Consider the following 22,658-nt stretch of genomic DNA (forward strand, 5'->3'; position numbering starts at 1 on the left):
ATGTATAAGAAAAGTGTAGATCTATCACTTGAATCGGTTCTCGTAGAAATCGATGAAAATAAGAAGCTCATGCCTTCCAGAAACGCTACTGTCCAGCCTGTAGCTTTGATGCGCTTAGGTCTGTTTCTACCTTCCTTAAAACGAAAAGGAAAGGACACAGAAAATATCAGTATTGATGCGAGTAGCGAACTTCAAAGCTTAGAGTTGGCAAGAGCCGAAGGTTATACAGACATCCGTATTACCGGCCCACGACTTTCGATGGAGACTGACTTCAAGGTGTGGGTTGGCATCATTCTCGCGTTTTCGAAATATGGCTTAAACAGCAGCACCATTGAACTTCCATTCAGCGAGTTTGCTACATTCTGCGGGTTTAGCTCAAAGGACAAAGATAAAGGACTCAGAACGCGCTTGGCCGACTCTCTTATTCGTCTTCGCAGCACAACTATCAAGCTTGCCTCAGAAAAGGATCGGAATGGTGTTGTATCTGGTCTGTTAAGTCGTGGTAAGTGGGACGAAAAAGACGACATCATGGAACTTACCGCCGATGAGTCTCTTTGGGAGCTTTATCAATTCGACCGTCAGGTGCTTCTGCAGATGTTTATAATCCGGCAACTTGCGAACAAAGGTACAGCACAGGCCCTATACACTTTCATTGAGAGCCTTCCTGAGCGACCAATACCACTATCGTTCGCGCGTATTAAACGTCGCCTAATGCTTACTTCACCCAATAACCAGCAGAATCGAGTGATTAACAAGGCTATAGACGAGCTTAAAGCGGTCGGTTATTTAGATGGCGATGTCGTTAAAAAGGATGGTGAATGGCACTTAATCATAACCCGTCGCACGCCTAGGCCAGACATTAAGGCTATGTCTGAAGCCTTAAAAGATGGAGAGTAAAAGCGCCTAACTGTGTTTGTAAAGCGGATATGTGCCGCAGTGACTGCGAGTGTTTGCTGTTTTCCCGGTAACACAGCATCAGCATCCGTTTTATAAACACATCTATTTCCTCTCATATTGTTTTCCGCTTTGTAAACACACCTGTTTGCTCACTTCCGAGCCGATTTATAAACACATGTATCAGCGTTCAGCCTTTGAGTCACTCGCTGAACGTGCAACAAAAACACAGATATCAATATTTTCTTGCACGTAATGATATTTGTTGTACACTCCGAGTTGTACAATCAATGTCCTCTACATTGAAAACATCATGGAGAACAGAATGAAACGAGATTACGGTGGAGTAGGCTCGATAGCGCGACGAGCTGGCATATTGCTTGAGTCAATGAGCCGGGACATTGAAGATCAACGCAAAGAGTTTAACCTTACAGAATACTTCCAGACCTTTACCCGGAACGCAGTAGCCAAATTACCCAAGCTAAGCCGTCGCATCGTGGAGCAGGCCATTAAAGAAATGGAAGATGCAGGCTACGATTTCAACAAGAAACGCGTCGGAAATGTTGAGCAATATGCTCTTACAGTACAGAATGTTATTGATATTTACGCCCACCGCAAGATCCCGAAGTATCGTGAAATCCATCAATCGCCTTACGTTATTTTCGTCGTTAACTTGAAAGGCGGCGTATCCAAAACCGTATCAACTGTAACGCTGGCGCACGCGTTGCGAGTGCATCAGGATTTATTGCGTCACGATCTGCGTATTCTGGTTATTGACCTTGATCCGCAGGCATCCAGCACCATGTTCCTCGATCACACGCACAGTATTGGTTCCATTCTTGAAACCGCCGCGCAAGCGATGCTAAACGATGTCGATGCTGAAACCCTGCGTAACGAAGTGATACGGCCAACCATCATTCCAGGTGTTGATGTTATTCCGGCTTCTATCGATGATGGTTTTGTAGCCAGCGCATGGAAGGAGCTGGTTAGCGAGCACCTGCCGGGCGTAAACCAGTACGAAGTGCTTCGCAAAATCATTATCGATCGTGTGGCTGATGACTACGATTTCATCCTGATTGATACAGGTCCGCACCTCGATCCATTTTTACTAAACGGTTTGGCGGCAAGTGACCTTATTCTCACCCCTACTCCGCCGGCGCAAGTCGATTTCCATTCCACGTTGAAATACCTTACCCGCTTGCCTGAAATGCTGGAAACGCTGGAAGAAGAAGGAATTGAACCGCGTCTGGCTGCCAGTATTGGTTTTATGTCGAAAATGACTGGCAAGCCCGATCACCTGGTTTCACATAGCCTTGCTCGTGAAGTCTACACAAGTAGCATACTGGACTCTTCCCTGCCACGCCTGGATGGCTTTGAACGTTGCGGAGAAACGTTTGATACGATTATTAGTGCTAACCCAGCATCTTATCCCGGTAGCAACGACGCGTTAAAAAAAGCGCGTACAGAAGCAGAGCATTTTACGAAGGCTGTGTTTGACCGTATTGAATTCCTGAGGAGCCAATCAGCGTGAAGAAAAAAATAGTAGCTCGCGGGCGAAACATTTTAGGTAGTGATAGCTCGGATTTTATCCGTAGCCTCGAAACCAAAGAAGCAGAGAAGGTATTCACCCTTAAGTCCGGTAATCAGGCCAAGTTCACCCTCTCAACCATTTTGAATGGTGATATTGAAGAGAAGACATTTGTAGATCCAGCTGTTAACGGTCGCGACCAAAGGTATGTAACCCCTGAGTCAGTGAGCGACATAACGCGAACTATCAACCTGCAGCAATTTTTCCCAGCAATCGGCCGAGTTATTGACGGTTGTATTGAAGTGTTAGATGGTTCCCGGCGCCGGGCGGCATGTATCTTCAGTGGCGCGAAATTCGAAATTCTGGTTACAGAAGATGAGATAAGTCTTGAAGATGCTCGTCAGCTTGCCAAAGACATTCAGACCGCGCGTGAGCATACGCTTCGTGAGATAGGTCAAAGATATCAATTTATGTACGCAAATGGCATGTCTAAGGATGAAATTGCGCGCGTAGAGGACGTCTCACCGGCCAGCGTTTCCCGCGCGTTTCAAGCTGCTTCTGTGCCAGCTGAAATGGTCGAGTTATTCCCGGTTATCAATGAACTCTCCCTTGCTGATTACCAGCTGCTGTTAAAAATTTCAGAGGACTTAGATAGCAAAGGTGTGCCTCTGTCTGATTTGCTCGGAAAAGTGCAGGCAGACATCAGTGCTGCAAAAGTTGAAAGCGTAAGTAAGTCGCTAATTATGGACTCTTTTAAACGCCATTCGAAGCAGCTGAAGCCAGCGCCAGTGAAAACTGTACAAACTGAAAAACTACGTGAGTTTGAAGACAAAAAGCAGTTTGCCCGGAAGAAAACCGATCCGTCTAAACGCTTAGTGACCTATGAATTTGCCCGTCTTCCTGCTTCAGTTCAGGCTGAGTTAGATGAGGCCATCAGGCTGGTCATGGGCAACATGCAGTCCTTCGAAAAATAAAAAAAGTGGGAATTTAATGTGTGACTCCACTAAAAAGTTCCCACTACATTTTCAGTCCTAACTATCTAAAAAACGAGGTTTTTTGTGATTTCTTTCAGTATGAAATTCCCTGTCGCATCGCTTGAAGTTTTATAAAGCACAATGGCGTAATTTTTGGAGAAACAAAATCAATGGAACACTCGACAATTTCTGAAGCTCTAATTGGTGGTGTTGTTTGCGGCTCTATCGCGGTCGGATTTATCTGGCAATTATTCAGACCTTGGAAACTTGAATGGCTCTGGTTAACCTGTTTTATCCTTACCTCAATCATTGTATTTTTCTTTGGCCCCTCTATGCCAAACCCATTCATGATGTAGAAGTACAAGGATATGTGCCATGACCGTGAGGCTTTATTACAATGCAGCAGATAGACGAGCCCAAGCGAGCAATGAATGGCATGCTGAGTGGATAAGTAAACGTGGCTTGAAAGCTCGCATTTGGACTGACAAGGCGATCAGTGAATTTCTCGGTGCGCCGCTCAGTGCACTCAGTGCAGGCCCGGTAAAAGCCTGGAAACAGAAGGAAGTGAAAAAAGTCGAAGCGACACCCGCTTTCAAAACATGGCTGGAACAACGTCGCGCAGGGCTGGTTGCGCGGGGTAAAATATCCTCTGATACAGAGTTGCCTTGCCACCTGGACGCTCCGATAATTCCAGGTAAACAACATAAGGAATCATAATATGAACAAAAAGCCTCGCTATGCTGTCATGCTGGATGGGGATAAAACCGTCTATAGTGGAAATAGTCGGTTTGTCGCCTGGACGTTCTGGCTGATGAACCGTCATCGTAGGGCTATCGCATATGATTGCGGAGTTTGGGTTGTTGAACCAGCCTACTGGATCCGTGTCGTTTAATCTGCTTTTGCAATGTGCAGCTGCTTCATGTCATGCCTAAGGAGTTATTTTGAAATGGATTAATTTTTTACAACGTCTTCTACAACGTTTTTTCCCCAAAAAAAATGAAATAATTGAAGTGAAATACATTGAAAGGGATGAAACAAGAGTATTACCAGACATCCCTGAAAACGTCATAGCTGCCTGTCAGACTCTTCAGGTGAAGCTGGATTCTGTTAAGAATAATCCATTTTTGGAAATTAGTTTGATTTATGGATTTCTTGATACTTTTGGCGAGTTTGCATCAACCTTTACAGTATGTCAGAAAGGTTGCAGCGCCTGTTGCAAAATAGGTGTCGAAATGACGGCATTAGAAGCAAGTTTTATAGAAAAAAACACATCCCACAGAATTGTATCTAACAAGCAAAGAAAATTAAAAACCAATACAGATTGCCCATTTTTAATTGATGGAATCTGCTCCATATATGAATATCGACCTTTCAATTGTAGAACCTTTTTCACAGTAGATAACCCTAAGTACTGCGAAACACCAAACGAACCTCATAGGACATATGGGAGTTTAGGTGGTCAAGACATAAATATAATTTATCAGTTTCGAAAATATATTGACCATCTAAATGGGAAGAGGAAGAAGAGTGATATCAGATTCTTCTTTGGGAATCATAAAGGAATAAAATAGCCAGGCATGGAAATATTTCAGTCCAGTTCTGCTGGCTGCGCGGGATCTGGCCTGGTATAATTGACAAAAAGGAGCCGTCTAATGAACATTGCTAAACATACGCTGGTTATATCTGTTGCAGGTTGCTTGGCTCAGCTATTCTTTATCTTCGCTTCTTACAGTGGTGATGCGGATAGTTTTGCTCACTTCTGGACATCGTGCGGCTTTGCATGTGGATTACTTGCTTTCCATGTGGTCACTGGCATTTACTCTTTACATGACATAATGCATCCACTTAAAGTCTGAATAAGGTCGCGGCAGCGGCCTTTTTTCTACACCTCGTTTAATTCCTCCGGCAGTTAGACATACTGGTGATACTGCCCAGTTCTGCTGGTAGTGCGGGTATATGCCTTGTATATTTGGTGTATGGAAATAATAATCGCCATGATCATCGCCGCCGTCTCTGTTGCCTATCTGGTATGGGATCGTTATTTCCGTATTTTCCGTTGTCATATTTCGGTATTGAGAATGTTCAGCGGGTCGCAAAATGGGAAAGCGACGAGTGGCGTGAAAGAATATTTGCTCGCGGTGGAATGCGCCGTAGTGAATGGCAGGCCGTCATTACCCGCCAGGCTAAAGCGTTCCGCGACGAGCTGCGCCGCCGTAAAGTTTAATTCACCTCACGGTTTGACACTCCGGTGATGCTGTCCTGTGGTAATGCTGGCCTTAGCCAGCACCTTATCGTTCACCTCTGCAAAGTAAGTAAACCAATCCCACAAGCAGAGACGTAAAAACGATAGTCAGGCATTGCGAAGGAAGTGGGGCATTTAAAAACGAACCGATCAATGAAACCATTAAACACCTAAGGTTGGGGTATATCCCATTGTGGAACTTTGATGGCATCACTTCCTCTTGTGGATTCTTCGCTCGTCGTCTGGACATAAATGTTATTACGTCCAGTTCTGCTGGTAGCGCGGGATCTGGCTTGGTATATTAATCACACAATATCTATTCCCCATTCATAATCAGGTGAATCATGTTCAATAATGATTTTCTGTTTTATGCACCTATCTGTATAGGTGTAGGCATAGTTGCCTATTTTCTATTTATTAAAAAGAACTAAGGTCGCGCCAGTGGCCTTTTTACTACTCCTCATTTAATTCCCAGCGCAGTTAGACATTCAGGTCATTCCGTCCAGTTCTGCTGGCTGTGACGGATCTGGCCTGGTAAACTTAATGAATTGGTAGGAAAAGGAATATCCTATGACGACAGTTTTCAGGTTGATGGTTGCTTATCAGAAAGAAGACTGTTCTCGGAAGGAGCGTTATCTTTCTGCTTCTTCTCTTCCGTGGCCGGAACGTTATCAACGAAAGCCATTAATGCGACGATCACCCCGTGACCGGACGTTATTCAAGATAGCTGACAGGGATCTCCGCTATAAAAAGCGTGGCAGATATGCAAGACCAGAAACGAGTATGGTCATGCCGTTCAGTCTTTGTAGCAAGGCATGAACTCATCAGTCAGACCGTGCCAGCGGCATTTTTTATGCCCCTCGTTTAATTCCCGCGCCACTTGGACATTCAGGTAATTCTGTCCAGCTCTGCTAGCGGTGAGTGATCTAGCCTGATAATATCAATGTAAGACGATAAGTGGTGACAATGATGAATTCACAACCAGAACCGGCAATTGTTATTAACGGTACTACCCTTACTGATTCACAAGTAATGACTCTCCGCTGCGCCTGTTCTAATTTCGCCTCTGATCTGCTTGAGAACGGTCTTGGTGATGATGAAAGTGGTAAGGCAATCACCGCTGGCTATCTAGTGAGACTACAAGAATTAGAAAAATTACTGCATTTACATTGTGAATCGTAGCTGAGTGAGCAGCTTGATAGCACCAGATACCGAACTAAGGCCGCGCCAGCGGCCTTTTTTATGCCCCTTGTTTAATTCTCCGCGCCCACCTGGACGATCAGGTGATTCTGTCCAGTAAAAGAAGACATCATCGGGTTCATCTGCAATAAACAACAGATACACAAAAAATGCCTTTCTCCCTGGACATTTCGGCACTATCGGAATAAATGTCCAGAAAATATTTTGCTTGGTCGTATTTATTATTCTTGCACAAATACCCCAGCCTGTGCCGGGAGGTGAGCACTGACAGAAGTTACCTGCCATTTCCCTTCAGCAGCGCCACAGCCTCATCGCCTGGCATCTGGAACTGCACCCGGTGCCGTGCCGCGACATCGAGCGCAAACACTTTCGTGTAGACCTCCGTCGAGCTGATCGACTTGTGTCCCATCAGGCTCTGCAGCACCTTCAGCGGGATGCCGGCATACAGCATGTGCATCCCGTAGCTGTGACGGAACGTGTGCGGGGTAACCGGTACCGAAAACGTCACCCCGTCGGCGGCAGCCGCATCAACGGCTTCACTTATCCAGGTCCGGACCGTTCTGTCGGTAATTTCCCAGATGCGTGCCTTCTCGGTTCTGCCTGTGCGTTTATTACGGCGCTCCAGCGGAATTTTAAGCGTGGCCACCATCATCTCCAGTTGGCTGACATAGTTCGCATCGGAAAGCGGAACGATACGATGAGGCAGGCTACCGGCCGGAGCACGGCCGGCCGTTCTGGTGGCTTTTTCGGTCCGCTGTTTGAGCGTGGCCAGCTGCACGAACGGGTAGGGCGGTGTCAGGGAAAAATCACTCCGGGTCAGCGCCAGCGCCTCGTTAATGCGCGCGCCGGTATTCCAGAGGGTTGCCAGCAACATCTTGCGGTGGAGATCGGGTACATAGTGGAGCAGGGCACTTACTTCCGGCGCCAGCAGGTATTTCGGCAGTTCGTCCTGAACGAGCGCCATCTGACGCAGGGCCAGCGCCGCTGGATAGTCGATAGAAACAGGTAACTGAGCACCTGTTGTCGAATACCCTCCCAGGGTTACAAGTCCGGTCATCAGGATGATTCTCCGCCCGGGGATATGCGCAGTGCTCCCGCAATGATTTCCCGGTTCTCTTCATTACGCCAGTTACCAAAATAGTCCACTTCCAGACGCAGGGAATGATCTGCAGCCTCTATCAGATCCGACACTTTCTGCAGGGCGCTATGCAGCTGCTGCGCTGATATCACGCGTGGCACATCATGCTCATCCACACCGTTGCGGTGTACCAGATCGTTTCGCCAGTCTGCGATGATACCCAGCGGCTCAATTGGCCAGACGGGCGGTATATGAAGCACAGTCCCGAAATAGCGCTCAATGGTTTTCACGTTATGAAACGTCATCCGGGAAACAAAAATCTGCGCCGCAGGCCGGAACAGAGAAAGATCCATGTCACGGGCAGCATGTTTTACCGGATTTTTGATTTTATCGGACTTCATATAAAACTCATCCCTGAACCGTGTAAGGGGCCAGTCATGTTCCAGCAGAGCTCTGGCGCAGTACATCAGGTACGCCTCCATGACCGTCACGGCATGGACGAAAGACATTCTGTACACCAGTTCAGGCTGCTTTTCATCAAGCAGGGCATGGAGCTTCTTCAGCTCCTGGCTGGCGTGCAGGTAACGCTGATGAACATTGTTCAGGGAAGCCACAAACAGCCCGTGTTCATGATCCCACTGAGCCTGATCGGCGAGATACTCCTGTTCCCAGTAATACAGGTTAGCGGCCTGTTCCCATTCTTCTGAGCCGGGGACAACATCCGGATAATTTTCCGCAAGCCATTTATCAAATCGTTCAGATTCAATATCCATCATCTGGTCTTTCATGCTTCCCATAATGCCAGTACCCTTCTGTATGGTTCTGTAAATGAAAAATCCAGCCGGTCATACTGCCGCAGCGTCTCCACGGAACGGTTCAAAAGCCAGCAGGGCGTCCGCCCTGGAGGCCAGCGCGATACAGTCCCCGCACTGCGGGTTAATCTCTTCGTCAGTGGCCTCGTCATACCGCATGCGCAGCCGCCATCCCGTCACGGGAGGCGCGTTCTGTATGGCCAGCACCATCCCTTCCGGCGACAGCAGTTCACGGAGGGTGTAGCAGGCGCCAATCCGGGTCGAATCCCGCAGCCACATCACAGGGTACTCACTGACCAGCTGGTCATAGACGCATTCCGGCGAATGGAAATAATTCCCGTCCGCCCTGCATAAATCACACATTCGCGTTCCTTGTATCGAGAAATCCCGTCAGGCCGGGTCCGGCATAAAACGGTCTGGCTCAAACGGCCAGCGCCTGTCGCCCTGCGAGTACACCTCGATCCACGCCAGTGTCCCGTGCTCAAAATACAGGTGATAACCGTCACTGGCGCTCAGGGTTAACATCCCGTTGTACTCCGTGTCTTTCAGTTCACCGTTTTTCTGCCAGCGCAACAGACGGCCCTCTGATGAGATCTCGTAAAATTCACACTCGCAGTCCAGGTCGTCGGTCTGAAAGTCCGTCCCGGTTACTCCGTCCGGCATCCGGTACCGGAATCTGACCGTATCAAACATTCCCATACTTTTGCTTCCTTAAATTGTTGAGAAATCCCGCCCCGGCGGTTGTCAGTTTGCGGTAGTCGGGGCTGTCTCCCGGCGTTCACCGGTCAGCTCCCAGGCTCTGACGGCGCGCGCATAATCCGCCGTCGTCACACGCAGACTCATCGTCTGGCACTCCAGCTGCAGTACATGACCGGTCCGGGAGGTTTCCACACACCGGTTCGTCAGGCTGCGGCCGTTGGCAATGTCATCAGCCAGATCCGGTGCGGACACATAGCTTTCGTAAAGAATCGTTCCGGTGATGGCCAGTCCGGCAACCAGAACGGTGTAAAGAACGAGCGCAATAGATTTCGGTTGCATTTGCCTTCCCTTAAATTAATGCCCCGCCCGATAATACCGACAGGGTAATGCTTTACGCGGCACTGTTTAGGGAGTAATGACCCCCTCAGTAATCATCACGAGAGCAATTATCACCATACTTATAATAATCATCCATATAGAAACGCAGTTAAATTACCGGATGGCCGTTTCGCGATGATCCGACTTTCTGGCGTATAACAACTTTCCGGAAGTGTACCACGGTCAGGGAATAACCACACCGCCCTTTTATGGGGGTAAGCGGCCGGTCACGGGGCAGGGGGTTAACACAACATATAGCGTCTTGAGCAGCTGATTACACCGCTACATCTTGTATCAGGGGGCCGCTGCGCGCCGGGGTGCGGAAAGCAGATCCGGAACTACCTTTTTTCGGATCTCAGCAGAAAAAGAGAGAAATGTGTATAGGCGTTGCATATCCATATGTCAGACATCTGCATAGGTATAACATACGCATATACTCACCATCTGCATATGTTGCATCTATACATATGCTGAACATCTGCCTATACTGAACCAATGCACACACCCGGTGCAATGAACAACATTCCGGATATGCATTACATATCCACACTTACCCGGGAGAGAATCATGAGAACCGTATCCATTTTTAAAAACGGCAATAACCGCGCCATCCGTCTGCCCCGCGATCTGGATTTTGAGGGGGTGAGCGAGCTGGAGATCGTCCGGGAAGGGGACAGCATCATCCTGCGTCCCGTCCGGCCGACCTGGGGCTCGTTCGCGCAGCTCGAAAAAGCCGATCCGGACTTTATGGCGGAGCGTGGGGACGTTGTCACCGACGAAGGACGATTTGACCTGTGAACAAGACCTATATGCTCGACACCTGTATCTGCTCATTCATCATGCGCGAGCAGCCGGAAGCGGTGCTGAAGCGCCTGGAGCAGGCGGTGCTGCGCGGCCAGCGCATCGTGATCTCGGCCATCACTTACTCCGAAATGCGCTTCGGCGCCACCGGGCCGAAGGCCTCGCCCCGTCACGTGCAGCTGGTTGATGAATTCTGCAGCCGCCTCGATGCCATCCTGCCCTGGGACCGCGCCGCGGTGGATGCGACCACGGAGATTAAGGTTGCGCTACGCCTTGCCGGCACGCCAATCGGCCCGAACGACACGGCGATAGCCGGGCATGCTGTCGCCGCCGGTGCCGTACTGGTGACGAATAATACGCGGGAGTTTGAGCGGGTGCCGGGGTTAGTACTTGAAGACTGGGCGAAGTAATAATGTCATGCCGCCATCCGGCGGCATGACATTATTCAGTTATGCTAGCCGTGTTTTTTTCTTGCCTGGCAAAATTGTTATGATCCTGATTCATGTCCGGGGCAGGATCCTTTCCGGTTATGTGGTGATTCCTGCTTAATAATGAAAAGGTGGGGTTGGATGAACGATAACTTTTTCTATCTCAGTATTGGCAGCCTATTCCTGTTTATTATTGCTATACCTCTTGCGCGACAAAAGGTTAAACCGAACAGATGGTATGGTGTTCGCACCTCATTAATTTTGAATCATCCTAAGATCTGGTTTCAGGCCAACCGTATTTATGGACTGTCGATGATCATTTCTGTTTTTGTCTTTTTCTTAGTGTCAGTATTGTCAGGCATTTGGCGCAATGGTGACAGCAACGCTGACCTCATTATTGTGTTGTTTATCATTGAAGTTTCAGTGCCTGTAGTCGTTACATTTTTGAAACTCATTGTAATGAAAAAGTAATGATGCAGCATGAACGAAACAAGTGATTTCCTTAATTCAATAGGGAAAAACTAACTTAAGTGATGCCAACTGTCTGGAGATTCATGGAGCCAGTCAGCTGTGGGGGGGATATCGGGACGAGTTGCAACGCTGGAAACAGAATGACCGCGATCAATAACCTGTCTGACTGCTTCAATTTTAAACTCTTCGGGATAACGTTTACCGCTCATGAGTATCTATCTTTAAGTCATCTTAAATGACTCCGAGGTGTCTGTTAAACCCATTGCGATTCAGTTACGTAACGTTAATCAGGTCGGGATACGTCTTTACTCTCTGGTCAACGACACTGATGTGCAAATCAGAGAAATGTCAGTAGCTGGCTCGCAACTGGCTGCAGGAGCAGAGGAGTTGAATGCCCGGACGACAGATACACTTGCGAATCTTCAGCATACAGCCCAGGCCACCGAACAACTGATGGCCGCTGTACGACAAAGTGCTGATACGGCTGCAGATACGGTAAAACTTGCCGCTTCCGCTGATGACTCAGCTGTGAAAGGTGAAGCAGCGATGAAGGAAACACAGGCCATGATGAAATCAATTTCTCATGCCAGCGAAAAGATAGTCGATATTATCAGCGTTATCGACAATATTGCTTTTCAGACTAATATTCTGGCGTTGAATGCCGCAGTTGAGGCTGCCCGGGCTGGAACTCATGGTCGTGGTTTTGCCGTTGTGGCCAGTGAGGTGAGAACACTGGCCCAGAATTCAGCTTCCGCAGCGGCAGAGATTAAGGGGCTCATTGTTGCAACGGTTGATACTGTGGCCTCAGGAGAAAAAACCGTAGAAAATGCCAGCGGTCACATTGAATCTATTCGCACTGAAGTCACCAGAGTGTCGTCCATGATCAAAGAAATCCATCATACGACAGAAGAACAGACTGCAGCACTGACGCTCATTAATCGTTCAATTGAACAGATAGAGTTGATGGCGCAGGATAACAGTGTAATGGTTGCTGAATCGGCCAGTTCAACGCGGGATTTGATGTCACGGAGTACCAGACTTCAGGATGCAGTAACAACTTATGGTCTGAAATAAGTAGAAACGACAGTAGCCTCTCTAACACTCCTCACAGCAAGGTCGTATAAACGGCCTTTCCTTTAAAATTTATTTCCGTTACTGGGTTTTCTCCACTGTCATTACTCTGTATATTTTGCGGGGATCGGGAAGGGGGCTCTGGCTGCGGAATGGCAGCTTACCGCCAGGTTGCAGTCATGGCTCGGAGTTTATAGCCGATGGCAACTTTTTTCATTTGCCATAGAGTTTTTTGCGTGAGCGCTGCTTTTGCAAAATTGCTTTGTAACATTACTGTTCTTTGGGTTCAGCGCTCATCCAAAAGCATCTCGTCAAATTCCAATAAAACGGGGGCGGTTTGTTGGATGAGGTGCCTCTAAATCATATGACTTCGTTTCGGTGAGGTTTTTCATTTCTAAGGCTGCCATCTGGTGGCCTTTACCATACCCGGGCTACGTTCGACACAAGCCAAACACAGGCCTTACAGTGGAAGTTTGCAATGTTTACCGCTCAGATTTATATTCATTTTGTGGTGAATCCCCCTGTGCGGCGGGGCTACATGACCGAGTAACAAGCGATACTATTGCTGGCTGACAAAAGCGAGTTGTTGTTGGTTATGCAACAGCTCACCGGGAGGCACCCGGCACCACAATCTTTAATTTACCCAAGGGGTATATGAAATACATATTCTCCATCGCCGATGATAGTCAGTCCGGTCTGACACTGGTTGACAATATACATGGGTGAACGTAACTTATTTTTTTGTGGTGAATCCTTTCTCAGCGAAGTCAACAGCTATCTGCAGGCATGCGCGAATCTTTGCTGACTGGAGCAGAGATATCGGGAGGTACCGGGCCATCATAATAACGATTCAAATTCCTTAAGAGCCGTAGGTTTTTTTATGAATTTGCAAACTTCTGCTATGCTTGAGAAGTGAGTCTAAGATAACTGCCTGATGGTTCCCCTGAACCATTGTGAATCAGCCCGATACTTCATCACTCTGGTCAGTTAATAAAACTCACGACTACCTACCTTACTTACTAATAGTCACTCATTGGCCCGCTCTCAAAAGCGGGCTTTTTTTATACCTCACTTTAACATCCCGAAACTGGAGGTGTGGAATGCATAGAATCATGCCTGAGAAAATTTTTCAGCAGCCTCGGTTAGAGTGATCAGATGTCACCGGCGGAATTAAAAAAACATGCTATATTTTATAGCAATACTGATTTTTAGAACTGACAACGGATGTACAGCATGGATAACAAACAGGAATTGACGTTGAACTATGAACAACTGACTTATATAGCAGAAATGGAAATAAAAAGATGTCTACTTGATCCAGAATCTTCACTATATCCGTGGGAATTGACCAAGGCTTGGGCCATTTTCCATTACTGGCAAAAACTTGCACTGTATAGCCATGAAAGTGTTATCGATAGGGATCGTGTTGATGCTGATCGTACGCGTTTACAGACTTTTATGGAGAAGATAGAGGAAAATGACATGTGATACTAAGATAGTTAGTGAACCACCGGGAGAACCCTGCGCCACTTTTTATTCTGCTGCAGCCATCAACTGTATCTCGGTGAATGCAACGATTGAGCTCAGTCTTCTCACTGCATTATTTGAGAGCGAACCGTTCATATGAAAATCAGTTATGTGGTGGTTTTATCCTTCTCTCTGGTTCTTAATGGTTGCGAGCCTGCAGCAACATTTGATGGCACAAGCCCGGACACGCTGGAGTATTCCACGCTGAAGGTTTATGAGCAGCTTTCAGCCGAGAAGAAAGAGCAGCTGCATATCGCGATAACGGATATCATGGATTATTACAAAACTGAGGCCCTGTTAAATAACGATGACCATTTTTCTTCAGATAAAATACGCCTGCTCTTCCTTAATGGTAAAACTGCTGACCAGATCATTTCTGAAGCCAGACGTTATCGGGGAAAAAAAGTTAAACTGTTGCTTCAGTATCAACAGGAAAAATAAATCGAATTAAAGGAGACCTTTTCGGGCAAATGTGATCCGGGTCGCTTCTTTTAAATCCATGCTTTTCAGGTTATTAGGTGATACCAAGGCAATATCCTGAAATTCCTCATTAAACATAATCGTCCGTTATGCGCACTGGTATTGTAAGAGCTCAATGCTAGTGTCTATTTGTCGCTCATTAAGATTAAGGAATGTCTAGGCTAGAGTTTTCAAACCAGTATGGTTTGCCCGAGCTATGCGCTGCCTAAACATTACCCCGCTGTGCGCGGAATCCAGCTAGGCAATAGGTCGCGTTGAGTCCCCGGCTTTCCGGTGAGTCCCGGCGCCTCAGCCAGGTTACTTTTTTTCTCAAGGGACGCGGTATGGTCGTCAGGAGCCGGGGTGGCCAGTCCCGCTTTTAACGCTGCCCCGTGAATATCCTGCGCCGTCAGTTTGCCTTCATTATGGCCGGTGGCGTAGATGGCACTGTGATAGGGGTCTGTTTGGATATCGAAAATTATTGTACGTTAGGGTGGTTTTGTGTACATCATGGCTTTGTGAGCTTGACCACGTTGACAGGCAGCTTTGAGCGAGAAGCTAACGTCAGAATTCGAAATAGACAATCGACCGTTGAGTTCGTTCGGATTCAGCCTTTAGGAAATGCGCACCAGGGGTTTTAAAGCTCCCTTAAAAACTTAATGATCAGCTCTGATATCTCGGTTGGTCGCTCTTGCTGAAGCCAATGGCCCGCCTCCTGAATGACGTTGGAGCCGCGCAAATCGGAAACCAGGTTCGGCATGCCAGCAATTATTTGCTCCATACCAGGGATGCTAAGTCCAGTATCACGCTCACCAATCATGAATAGGGCTGGCACCGTAACGGTCTGACCGGCTTGAGTTTGTTGTAGTTCCCAGTTGCGATCAAGATTGCGATAGTAGTTCAACCCGCCAGTGAAGCCTGAAGATTCGAACGCCGCGACCAGTTTCTCGAAATCACTGTTGGGTAGCCATTCCGGTAACCCGGCCGGTGTCGGGAGGTTTGCCAGCAATCCGGAGCCCTTCATGACCATGCCGAATGGATTAGGTGTCCCATCGCCCGGCTTGCGCCGCCCAGCTTCACCACTTGCAGCGAAGATGACCTTGCGAAGAGCCAGGCTCACGTCCCGACTGAACTCCGCCTCTGCGATCTGTGGTTCCTGGAAATAAAGTGCGTAAAAAAGGACCTCTTCGGTCTGTGGGAAAATTTTAGAGGGTGGCACAGGTGGCTGTTCCATCATTGGGACGCTGAGTGCGACGACAGCGCGGAACCGGTCGGGTCGCAGAAGCGCGGCTTGCCAAGCAATTGTCGCCCCCCAATCATGGCCGACGACGACAGCTTCTTTCTCTCCAATAGCATCGAGGAGTGCCACTAAGTCGCCAACGACGTGGAAGACTGTGTATTGATCCGCATGCTCTGGAGCATCCGTGTCACCGTAACCTCTCATATCTGGCGCAACAGCACGGTATCCGGCTTGTGCAAGTGCATCAATCTGGTGTCGCCAGGAGTATTTGGTCTCAGGGAAGCCGTGGCAAAGCAGTACTAACGGGCCTTGCCCGGCATCGAGGATGCTCATGTTAATCGTTCGGGTCTGAATACTGGTCTCTGTCATGGATGCCTCTTGATTTGTTGGCAGGGCAATTGAACGAAAGGCAATCACGCCCGTCGAAAAATCAGAAACTGACGACGTTGCAAATGCGCTTCTTCTATAACGTAACAATTTATGTTACAATAATAACTAAAAGTCAAGTTAGTGTAACTCATATTGTTGCGGAATGGGGTGTGATGAAGAGCGATACTCGTCTTGCCAGAATGCTGCATGTCTTGGTTCACATGGGGCTATTGGGCGGCAGGGAAACGTCAGAGCGAATTGCACAGATGCTCAATACAAATCCCGTTGTTGTGCGCCGCACGCTCGGGATGTTGCGTAAACATGGGATCGTAGAGTCCGAAGGCGGTCGAGGCGGGGGGTGGAGACTTACCCGGGCACTCGACCATGTCACAGTGCTCGACGTTCAGCACGCTCTAACCGAGGAAACTATCCTCGCCGCCCCCATCTCACGCGATCATCCTAACTGCCCAGTAGAGCGTGCTTCCAATTTCGTACTGGAGGAAGCGCACGCTGCAGCGGAGACTCAACTCATTGCAAAATACGCTGCGACCACTCTCGCGAAGATAGCAGAGGATGCAAAAGATAAGGCTTTGGCGACCTCGCCCTAGGCTCGCCATCACAATTGCTGGTTCAGGGCTGCGTACCCTTGCTGCCCTGCAAAGATAGGCGATTCGGAGCCTGCGCTCCGCTAAAAGACTTGCCTTTGGCGGAGGGGGAGCGAGTAAGGCTGCCATTGGTACCACTATTTGCATCGATACGCCGAATAATTCCATGAAAAGAGTCCTTTCCCTCCAGTAAAGAAGGGCGTGATTTTATGGTCATTGACTAAATAACGATCGGAGCCGCAAAAAAGGGGTCAGTTTGGATATCGAAAATTATTGTACATTAAGGTCTTTTTTTGACCTTCCTACTTTAGCGGGTCTCAGCCGACAAAACTTACCGGAAGCCGGTATCCGGTTGCCTTTCCAGATATAATCGCCTGTCAGATTGATGTGTTCCCAGCCTAGCGGGGACAAATGCGATAGCAGTTGCTCGTTGATCTTTATCCCTTTACGCTTCAGGGCACCGACCGCTCTTTCCACCACAGCAAGATAGCTGCCGTCAGCAGCGTCAGACCGCTGGCGCGGTAGCTCTGATTTTCCGGTTTACGATCCCTGATTTCACCCAGACGGTGCAGGAATACCGCGCGCGCCAGCGCGTTACGGGCTTCTCCTTTATTCAGTCCCGCTTGAACCCGCCGACGAAGTGCTGGATCGCGGAACCAGTCAAGCATAAACAGCGTTCGTTCAATACGGCCAATTTCTCTCAGTGCTTTGGCAAGTCCGTTTTGCTTGGGGTAGCTGGCAAGCTTTTTCAGCATCAGGGATGCCGTCACGGTACCCTGCTTTATTGAGGTTGCCAGACGCAACACTTCACGCCAGTGGATTTCGATCTCTTTCAGATTCAGGCTGGTTGTTGATATCAGTGACTGAAGCGCCGGGTATTGGTCAGCTTTCCCTTTGATAAACAGCTTCTTGTCTTGGAGATCCCTGATTCGCGGACAGAACGCAAAGCCTAGCAGATGCATCATGGCAAAGACATGATCGGTGAAACCAGCGGTATCGGTGTAATGCTCCCTGATTTCCAGGTCGCTTTCGTGATACAGCAAGCCATCAAGAACATGCGTTGAATCCCTGACCCGACTGATTATGCAGGTGTAAAACGGGCTGTATTGATCCGAAATTCAGGGTTTTCGGATCTGCGCGGAAATGAGAAGGGTCAGGTGTTGCTGTAGTATTACAATCATCACATTCAGCAAATTAAGAAACATCACAATTTTGAAAAAATAAGCAAACTGATTAATAGCCAATAATAAAATGCTAGGTTAGCATGAAAAATAAAACAAAGATGAAAGGAACGATAATGCTCAGCCAGCTTAACCTGCGTTTTCACAAAAAGCTGATCGAGGCGCTGAAAGTACGCGCCGGTCGCGAAAATACTTCGGTCAACGCCCTGGCCGAACGCTTCCTCGATAACGGGCTGAAAACGGTCGCACCCGGCGATGGGTATTTTCAGCTCATCGCCGATCCGGAGGCCACGATCCGGCAGCTGTACCGGCACATCATTCTCGGCCAGACCTTCGGCACGTCAGTACTCTCCCGCGACGAGCTGCGCTTTATGCTGGTTCACGCCAGGGAAGCCTTTATGCACGGCCGGAACAGGGTGGCCACGCTCCCGGCCCTGCATACCCTGCTGGACATCACCCGGGACCTGCTGGCCTGGCAGGTGGAGCACGATCGCCCGGTGGACGGCCACTACCTGAAGGGGATCTTCCGCCTGGCCGGGGAAAACTGGACGCAGGAGTTTGACGCCTTCCGGGCAGCCCTTCGTCCCGTTGTGGACCAACTTTATGCCGAACACCTCCTGCGTCCGCTGGAGAGCGACTGTTTTAACCTCGCAGATATTCCCGACAGTGCGCTCGCGGGAATTTTCACCCTGCCGCGGCTGAAAGCCGTTTTCCCGCTGATGCTGCGCGGGCTGGACTGGAGCGGGGAGAAGGCCCGAGATCTGGCTCAGGAGGTGCGTCCGGTGATACCAGCCGTCACGGAAACCATTGAGGCCGGTACGCTGCGCCTTGAGATCCGCATCGACGGCCAGCACCCCGGCACCCGCCCGGGCGCCTGGTATGAGACACCGCGGCTGCATCTGCTGATCACCGGCCAGGACTTCGTGGTGCCGTACGGCTGGGAAGCGTTCTCCGAACTGCTGGGCCTGTTCACGCTGTACGCCCGCCATCCGGAAGCCCTGGCACACGGCCATCAGGGCGAGCGCGTGATGTTTTCTCCGCCCGGCCACGTATCAAAAGAGGGATTTTTCGGGATAGACGGCCTGCGGATTTTTATGTCGGCGGAGGCCTTTGAGACGCTGCTCCGGGAGCTCACTACGCGATGCGCGGAAGGCACGCTGGCGGAGCCCCTGACCGGTCTGCGCTGCCTGCACGGAGATCTGTGAGGAGACTCCCATGTACAATAACCTTCCCGCCCTAACCGACAGTATTCTGTGGGATAATGGTCTTCTGGCAACAGACTATTCTGTCCTCGACGCTAAAGCGCTGAGGGGAGCACTCAGCCGTTATCTCCACGCTGTCAGCGTACTCCGGAGCGAGTGGCATAATCCCGAACACTCTCCTCTCAGCTTGTGGATTGCCCGTCACGACCAGGTAGCCCTTTATCGACCCGGATTGTTGTCAGCTGAGCGAATAATCCTGACCGATGCGCTGGAAGAAGCGGCATTACGGCTTGAAATTGTTGAATCATCCCAGGCGATGGATCATCTGGTACATAACAGAGAAACCGACAGGCTTGGGGATATCAGAACTGGTGTTGCGCAGTTCTTTCGTTTTGTTAAGGACAATTTTCTTCTGATTCAGGCCGGTTTCATTGCTTTCACGCCTTGTGAATCAGCAAGGCATGAACAGCAGCGCAGGATGCAGCTCCTGCAGGATAACCCTGACCGGCATTTTCTTCACAGCGTGATGCCTCCGGCAGTGGCTCAGCTCTATGAACGAAGCCTCTCCGTGCGGGGCATCAGGCGAGTGGGTGACGAAGGGCATTTAAGGTTCGTGTCAGAAAAAACATTGCCGGACGAAATCATGCTGGAATTACGGGATTGCCTCAGCCCTTTCACCAATGCGTATATTTATCAGGAAATGCAGCCTGTTCAGATAAACGAAGACGGGACGTTTATAGCAAGGATCACCCGCGGCAAACATGAAAACCGTAAAGGGTATGAGCGATGGGTAAACGGAGCCAGAAATCGTAGCATGTACTTTCATTATCGCGGTCTCCTTACTGATATCAGTCAGTCAGCCAGGGCTGGTGCGTCATTTGTCACTCGTTGTACATTCCAGAGCAAGATACTCCAGAAACTGGATGAACCGGGCAGACTTTCACGCCGGATGCTGGAAATTGCTCTCCCGTTTCTGCAGGACCTGTCTTTACTCGACATTTTTCGTATCCGTACCGATTACGAGCCCAGCGTGACGGCCTTCAGGCGTTCTTTGCGTGACTGCGCAGTCGAAATGGAACGCGCGTCCGGTCCGGATGAGATCCGCCTGCTACAGCAGCGTTTCCGGGAACGTATTGCGGATGAAGGGCTGGATGAACTTCACCAGAAGCTCAGCATATGGAAGCGCCGGAGTATACAGGACACTGCACTGCTCGCCGTACCGGCAGTGCTGGGTTATATGGGATCACCTTCATTGCTGAATATGGCCGCTGGAGCCGTCAGTCTCCTGCAGGCTGTGTTGGGGGCTCATCGTCATCATGGAGATGTAACTCATCATCCGTCCTGGTTTCTCCTGCGCACCACGGCAATTAAGTGCATGAAGAAGTAGTAATCAGACCGTGCTTAGGCAGAGCATTTCATCTGCCAGGAATGACTTCATGGCTTATTTTTGTAGGCCATCCTGTAAAAGTTTAAGTCATGGAGCCATACATAAAGCTCACCTCCGAAGACCTTGGTTTTTATAAGGTGTAATGATAATGTAAGTTAATGTTTCACATATCGAAGGAAACACCATGAGCCGCAGGGAGTTGTTCAGCGAATTTCTTGAAAATTTGAATCTTGACCTTAAACAGGCAAAAAAGATCAGCTATCACTATCGAAAAATAACCAAGTCATTAAATCTTGCGTTCAGAGGAACGAGTTCCCGGGTAGCAAATCGCTTGAAAGTGGGGTCAGTAGGTAGACATACCGCAATAAAAGGCATATCCGATCTGGATATGCTTTTTATTATGCCCCCCAATCAGTATGAATATTATAACTGTAAGGATAATGGTCAGTCTGCATTGCTCACAGATGTCAGAAACATTCTGGCGGAAGAATATCCTGACCAGACGGTGAAAAAGGACAGACTGGTCGTTCAGGTCGTCTTTAAAAACTTTCATGTCGAGGTTCAACCAGTATTCAGACAGGATGATGGCAGCTTTAAATTCCCTGAAAGCTATAATGGGGGAGCATGGCGCATTACAAAACCTCTTCACGAAAAGGCGGCTATGACCGCATTTTCGCGAGATAAATCCAACAATCTGCGCAAGCTGTGTAAAATGATCAGAGCCTGGAAGAACCTGCATGGCGTCAATATGGGTGGCTTATTGATAGACACACTGGCGTATCGCTTTCTTTCATCAACATCAGATTATGACAATACCGGAAATGGCAGCCTGGGAGTCCTCGCCAGAGACTTTTTTGAATATCTCTCAAATGAGGAGAGAAGGGAAAGGTATCTCGCGTTAGGCAGTAATCAATATGTACGTGTTAAATCCCCCTGGTTTGGTCGGGCAGCGAAACACGCGTATGAACTATGTTGTGATGCCTTAGACGCTGAGGGTGCTGCTAGTGAAAATGACCGCTGGCGCAAAGTGTTCGGCCGAGCCTTTCCCAGACGTAAGGTGGATATTATGGAAGCCCGCCTCGCTTTGGAATCGCATGCGGCTGATGCTGCTCCCTGGGCCGATACCGAAGAGTTTATAGAGGAAAAATATCCGGTGGATATCAAGTACTCACTCAACCTTGACTGTACCGTAACCCAGGATGGTTTCCCTCCCAGAAGCCTGAGGGAGATGCTTACCAGAAGATTCCGCCTCTCCGCCCGAAAATCTCTCCTTTTCCGGGCAGACCTGACAGAAATGGAGGCAGAGGAACCCTACACCGTTATGTGGAAGGTACTGAACGTGGGTGACGAAGCACGCAGAAGAAATATGATCCGGGGACAAATCGTTCCGGACGGCGGCTACTATACGAAGAAAGAAACCACCGACTTCCGTGGAGATCACGTGGTAGAATGCTATGTGATAAAAAATGAGGTTGTGGTTGCCCGGGCACAGATTGAAGTTCCCATAAGCTGAGGTTTTTATGACGCAATCAGAGATGCTGAAATTAATCGCCCGACACGGTTATAACGTCGGATTTGGCGCTAAGAAAAACTTTGCCACCTATGATCTGATTTGTAAGGCATCCGGTTGGATTAGCTTTATTTCTCTTGCTGTCGGTGTGTTCGCTCTTTTCATTCCTGAGCTGGCCACAAACGTCATCTCCGCGATATTAATTATATTTGGTGTTGCTACCATGTACATTCAGTTTTATGACTCGGAAAAGCAAAGTTATGAAAGTGCGGGGATTGAGCAGACCAAAATTTTTAATGAACTTGAAGTCATATACCGCAACGTGAAAAGCGATGCAAACTTTGACTATCAGCATACACAGCAATCCATCGACGCTATCATGTCCCGGTTTTACGGCACAGTCATTAGCAAACAGATCTTCGGAAGTAACTGGTACGCACATTATAAATTTTACTGTGAATTTGAGAAAGCATGGGTTGAAGAAGAACTGAACCTGACACTGAAGGACAAAATCCCGCTTTCACTCTGCTTTCTCGCCGGTCTGGCGATCATTTTCACTATAGCTGTCATCTGGAAAACGTCCTGATGTTGCTGCCGATGAA

General features: G+C 48.8%; 23 protein-coding genes and 3 pseudogenes. 17 read left to right on the forward strand and 9 right to left on the reverse strand.

Going from position 1 to position 22,658, the window contains the following annotated elements; genetic code table 11:
• The 6 genes from V1566_RS23145 to V1566_RS23170 all read left to right on the forward strand — a co-directional run bounded on the left by V1566_RS23145 (position 1) and on the right by V1566_RS23170 (position 5,252).
• Entirely contained in the window at positions 1–897 is an 897-nt protein-coding gene (locus tag V1566_RS23145; RefSeq protein ID WP_004152350.1) for a RepB family plasmid replication initiator protein, read from the forward strand.
• 322 nt (positions 898–1,219) lie between these two features.
• Positions 1,220–2,425: an AAA family ATPase gene (locus V1566_RS23150; protein ID WP_004152349.1), complete on the forward strand. Its 1,206-nt coding sequence runs from the start codon at positions 1,220–1,222 to the stop codon at positions 2,423–2,425.
• Positions 2,422–3,396, forward strand: a complete 975-nt coding sequence (locus tag V1566_RS23155) for a ParB family protein (protein WP_395306080.1) — start codon at positions 2,422–2,424, stop codon at positions 3,394–3,396. Before V1566_RS23150 ends, V1566_RS23155 begins: the two co-directional genes overlap by 4 nt.
• Before the next feature lie 375 nt (positions 3,397–3,771).
• Positions 3,772–4,113, forward strand: coding sequence for a hypothetical protein (locus V1566_RS23160; protein ID WP_395306081.1), 342 nt, complete (start codon positions 3,772–3,774; stop codon positions 4,111–4,113).
• 224 nt (positions 4,114–4,337) lie between these two features.
• Complete coding sequence (locus V1566_RS23165; protein WP_072162194.1) at positions 4,338–4,967, forward strand: YkgJ family cysteine cluster protein; 630 nt, start codon at positions 4,338–4,340, stop codon at positions 4,965–4,967.
• A gap of 81 nt (positions 4,968–5,048) precedes the next feature.
• Positions 5,049–5,252: a hypothetical protein gene (locus V1566_RS23170; protein WP_395306082.1), complete on the forward strand. Its 204-nt coding sequence runs from the start codon at positions 5,049–5,051 to the stop codon at positions 5,250–5,252.
• Between the two features lie 1,550 nt (positions 5,253–6,802).
• On the opposite strand, the gene V1566_RS23175 is transcribed toward V1566_RS23170, so the two are convergent.
• The 6 genes and pseudogenes from V1566_RS23175 to V1566_RS23200 form a co-directional block, all read right to left on the reverse strand.
• On the reverse strand, positions 6,803–7,123 hold the full coding sequence (locus V1566_RS23175; protein WP_395306083.1) for a hypothetical protein: 321 nt from the start codon (positions 7,121–7,123) through the stop codon (positions 6,803–6,805).
• Complete coding sequence (locus V1566_RS23180) at positions 7,113–7,895, reverse strand: site-specific integrase (protein ID WP_395306084.1); 783 nt, start codon at positions 7,893–7,895, stop codon at positions 7,113–7,115. Before V1566_RS23180 ends, V1566_RS23175 begins: the two co-directional genes overlap by 11 nt.
• On the reverse strand, positions 7,895–8,713 hold the full coding sequence (locus V1566_RS23185; protein ID WP_395306085.1) for a hypothetical protein: 819 nt from the start codon (positions 8,711–8,713) through the stop codon (positions 7,895–7,897). Before V1566_RS23185 ends, V1566_RS23180 begins: the two co-directional genes overlap by 1 nt.
• A 48-nt stretch (positions 8,714–8,761) precedes the next feature.
• The gene (locus V1566_RS23190) at positions 8,762–9,091 is read right to left on the reverse strand and encodes a hypothetical protein (protein ID WP_395306086.1); all 330 of its coding nucleotides are present in this window, start codon (positions 9,089–9,091) and stop codon (positions 8,762–8,764) included.
• Positions 9,092–9,118: 27 nt separating this feature from the next.
• Positions 9,119–9,253 (reverse strand): annotated as a pseudogene (locus tag V1566_RS23195) (hypothetical protein); the annotation flags it as partial.
• A 219-nt stretch (positions 9,254–9,472) separates the two neighbouring features.
• Positions 9,473–9,679: a hypothetical protein gene (locus tag V1566_RS23200; protein WP_395306123.1), complete on the reverse strand. Its 207-nt coding sequence runs from the start codon at positions 9,677–9,679 to the stop codon at positions 9,473–9,475.
• Between the two features lie 693 nt (positions 9,680–10,372).
• Between V1566_RS23200 and vapB the strand changes: the two genes are divergently transcribed.
• The 3 genes from vapB (at position 10,373) to V1566_RS23215 (ending at position 11,505) form a co-directional block, all read left to right on the forward strand.
• Positions 10,373–10,603 (forward strand): type II toxin-antitoxin system VapB family antitoxin, encoded by a 231-nt coding sequence (gene vapB, locus V1566_RS23205; RefSeq protein ID WP_395306087.1) that lies wholly within the window; start codon positions 10,373–10,375, stop codon positions 10,601–10,603.
• Positions 10,600–11,016: a type II toxin-antitoxin system VapC family toxin gene (locus V1566_RS23210; RefSeq protein ID WP_114979783.1), complete on the forward strand. Its 417-nt coding sequence runs from the start codon at positions 10,600–10,602 to the stop codon at positions 11,014–11,016. The genes vapB and V1566_RS23210 overlap by 4 nt, the downstream gene beginning before the upstream one ends.
• Before the next feature lie 159 nt (positions 11,017–11,175).
• The gene (locus V1566_RS23215) at positions 11,176–11,505 is read left to right on the forward strand and encodes an SdpI family protein (protein ID WP_395306088.1); all 330 of its coding nucleotides are present in this window, start codon (positions 11,176–11,178) and stop codon (positions 11,503–11,505) included.
• 107 nt (positions 11,506–11,612) lie between these two features.
• Here the strand turns inward: V1566_RS23215 and V1566_RS23220 are convergent.
• A pseudogene (locus tag V1566_RS23220) lies at positions 11,613–11,714 on the reverse strand (transposase); the annotation flags it as partial.
• 37 nt (positions 11,715–11,751) lie between these two features.
• Here V1566_RS23220 and V1566_RS23225 point away from each other — a divergent pair.
• The 3 genes from V1566_RS23225 (at position 11,752) to V1566_RS23235 (ending at position 14,544) form a co-directional block, all read left to right on the forward strand.
• Positions 11,752–12,579 (forward strand): methyl-accepting chemotaxis protein, encoded by an 828-nt coding sequence (locus V1566_RS23225; RefSeq protein WP_395306089.1) that lies wholly within the window; start codon positions 11,752–11,754, stop codon positions 12,577–12,579.
• A gap of 1,230 nt (positions 12,580–13,809) precedes the next feature.
• Entirely contained in the window at positions 13,810–14,064 is a 255-nt protein-coding gene (locus V1566_RS23230) for a hypothetical protein (protein ID WP_395306090.1), read from the forward strand.
• A 135-nt stretch (positions 14,065–14,199) separates the two neighbouring features.
• Complete coding sequence (locus V1566_RS23235; RefSeq protein WP_395306091.1) at positions 14,200–14,544, forward strand: DUF6694 family lipoprotein; 345 nt, start codon at positions 14,200–14,202, stop codon at positions 14,542–14,544.
• Positions 14,545–15,199: 655 nt separating this feature from the next.
• On the opposite strand, the gene V1566_RS23240 is transcribed toward V1566_RS23235, so the two are convergent.
• Entirely contained in the window at positions 15,200–16,171 is a 972-nt protein-coding gene (locus V1566_RS23240) for an alpha/beta fold hydrolase (RefSeq protein ID WP_395306092.1), read from the reverse strand.
• A gap of 173 nt (positions 16,172–16,344) precedes the next feature.
• Between V1566_RS23240 and V1566_RS23245 the strand changes: the two genes are divergently transcribed.
• Complete coding sequence (locus tag V1566_RS23245) at positions 16,345–16,779, forward strand: RrF2 family transcriptional regulator (protein ID WP_395306124.1); 435 nt, start codon at positions 16,345–16,347, stop codon at positions 16,777–16,779.
• A 267-nt stretch (positions 16,780–17,046) separates the two neighbouring features.
• Here the strand turns inward: V1566_RS23245 and V1566_RS23250 are convergent.
• Positions 17,047–17,894: pseudogene (locus V1566_RS23250) on the reverse strand (Tn3 family transposase); the annotation flags it as partial.
• Between the two features lie 179 nt (positions 17,895–18,073).
• Between V1566_RS23250 and pifC the strand changes: the two are divergent.
• From pifC to V1566_RS23270, 4 genes are all read left to right on the forward strand, one after another.
• A complete protein-coding gene (pifC, locus tag V1566_RS23255; protein ID WP_395306093.1) occupies positions 18,074–19,162 on the forward strand; it encodes a transcriptional repressor PifC in 1,089 nt (362 codons plus the stop codon).
• A gap of 10 nt (positions 19,163–19,172) precedes the next feature.
• The gene (locus V1566_RS23260) at positions 19,173–20,546 is read left to right on the forward strand and encodes a hypothetical protein (RefSeq protein WP_395306094.1); all 1,374 of its coding nucleotides are present in this window, start codon (positions 19,173–19,175) and stop codon (positions 20,544–20,546) included.
• A 184-nt stretch (positions 20,547–20,730) separates the two neighbouring features.
• A complete protein-coding gene (locus V1566_RS23265) occupies positions 20,731–22,059 on the forward strand; it encodes a nucleotidyltransferase (protein ID WP_395306095.1) in 1,329 nt (442 codons plus the stop codon).
• A gap of 7 nt (positions 22,060–22,066) precedes the next feature.
• Positions 22,067–22,642: an SLATT domain-containing protein gene (locus tag V1566_RS23270; RefSeq protein ID WP_063147170.1), complete on the forward strand. Its 576-nt coding sequence runs from the start codon at positions 22,067–22,069 to the stop codon at positions 22,640–22,642.
• Positions 22,643–22,658 lie beyond the last annotated feature (16 nt).

It is taken from the genome of Enterobacter sp. ECC-019 (genome assembly GCF_043974075.1).
Classification (GTDB): domain Bacteria; phylum Pseudomonadota; class Gammaproteobacteria; order Enterobacterales; family Enterobacteriaceae; genus Enterobacter; species Enterobacter asburiae_D.

Bases quoted from the DNA above. Each gene is read 5' to 3' on its own strand.
- V1566_RS23145 (WP_004152350.1), top strand. From the start codon at position 1: ATGTATAAGAAAAGTGTAGATCTATCACTTGAATCGGTTCTCGTAGAA.
- V1566_RS23150 (WP_004152349.1), top strand. From the start codon at position 1,220: ATGAAACGAGATTACGGTGGAGTAGGCTCGATAGCGCGACGAGCTGGC.
- V1566_RS23160 (WP_395306081.1), top strand. From the start codon at position 3,772: ATGACCGTGAGGCTTTATTACAATGCAGCAGATAGACGAGCCCAAGCG.
- V1566_RS23170 (WP_395306082.1), top strand. From the start codon at position 5,049: ATGAACATTGCTAAACATACGCTGGTTATATCTGTTGCAGGTTGCTTG.
- V1566_RS23175 (WP_395306083.1), bottom strand. From the start codon at position 7,123: ATGGCAGGTAACTTCTGTCAGTGCTCACCTCCCGGCACAGGCTGGGGT.
- V1566_RS23180 (WP_395306084.1), bottom strand. From the start codon at position 7,895: ATGACCGGACTTGTAACCCTGGGAGGGTATTCGACAACAGGTGCTCAG.
- V1566_RS23185 (WP_395306085.1), bottom strand. From the start codon at position 8,713: ATGGGAAGCATGAAAGACCAGATGATGGATATTGAATCTGAACGATTT.
- V1566_RS23190 (WP_395306086.1), bottom strand. From the start codon at position 9,091: ATGTGTGATTTATGCAGGGCGGACGGGAATTATTTCCATTCGCCGGAA.
- vapB (WP_395306087.1), top strand. From the start codon at position 10,373: ATGAGAACCGTATCCATTTTTAAAAACGGCAATAACCGCGCCATCCGT.
- V1566_RS23215 (WP_395306088.1), top strand. From the start codon at position 11,176: ATGAACGATAACTTTTTCTATCTCAGTATTGGCAGCCTATTCCTGTTT.
- V1566_RS23230 (WP_395306090.1), top strand. From the start codon at position 13,810: ATGGATAACAAACAGGAATTGACGTTGAACTATGAACAACTGACTTAT.
- V1566_RS23235 (WP_395306091.1), top strand. From the start codon at position 14,200: ATGAAAATCAGTTATGTGGTGGTTTTATCCTTCTCTCTGGTTCTTAAT.
- V1566_RS23240 (WP_395306092.1), bottom strand. From the start codon at position 16,171: ATGACAGAGACCAGTATTCAGACCCGAACGATTAACATGAGCATCCTC.
- V1566_RS23245 (WP_395306124.1), top strand. From the start codon at position 16,345: ATGAAGAGCGATACTCGTCTTGCCAGAATGCTGCATGTCTTGGTTCAC.
- pifC (WP_395306093.1), top strand. From the start codon at position 18,074: ATGCTCAGCCAGCTTAACCTGCGTTTTCACAAAAAGCTGATCGAGGCG.
- V1566_RS23260 (WP_395306094.1), top strand. From the start codon at position 19,173: ATGTACAATAACCTTCCCGCCCTAACCGACAGTATTCTGTGGGATAAT.
- V1566_RS23265 (WP_395306095.1), top strand. From the start codon at position 20,731: ATGAGCCGCAGGGAGTTGTTCAGCGAATTTCTTGAAAATTTGAATCTT.
- V1566_RS23270 (WP_063147170.1), top strand. From the start codon at position 22,067: ATGACGCAATCAGAGATGCTGAAATTAATCGCCCGACACGGTTATAAC.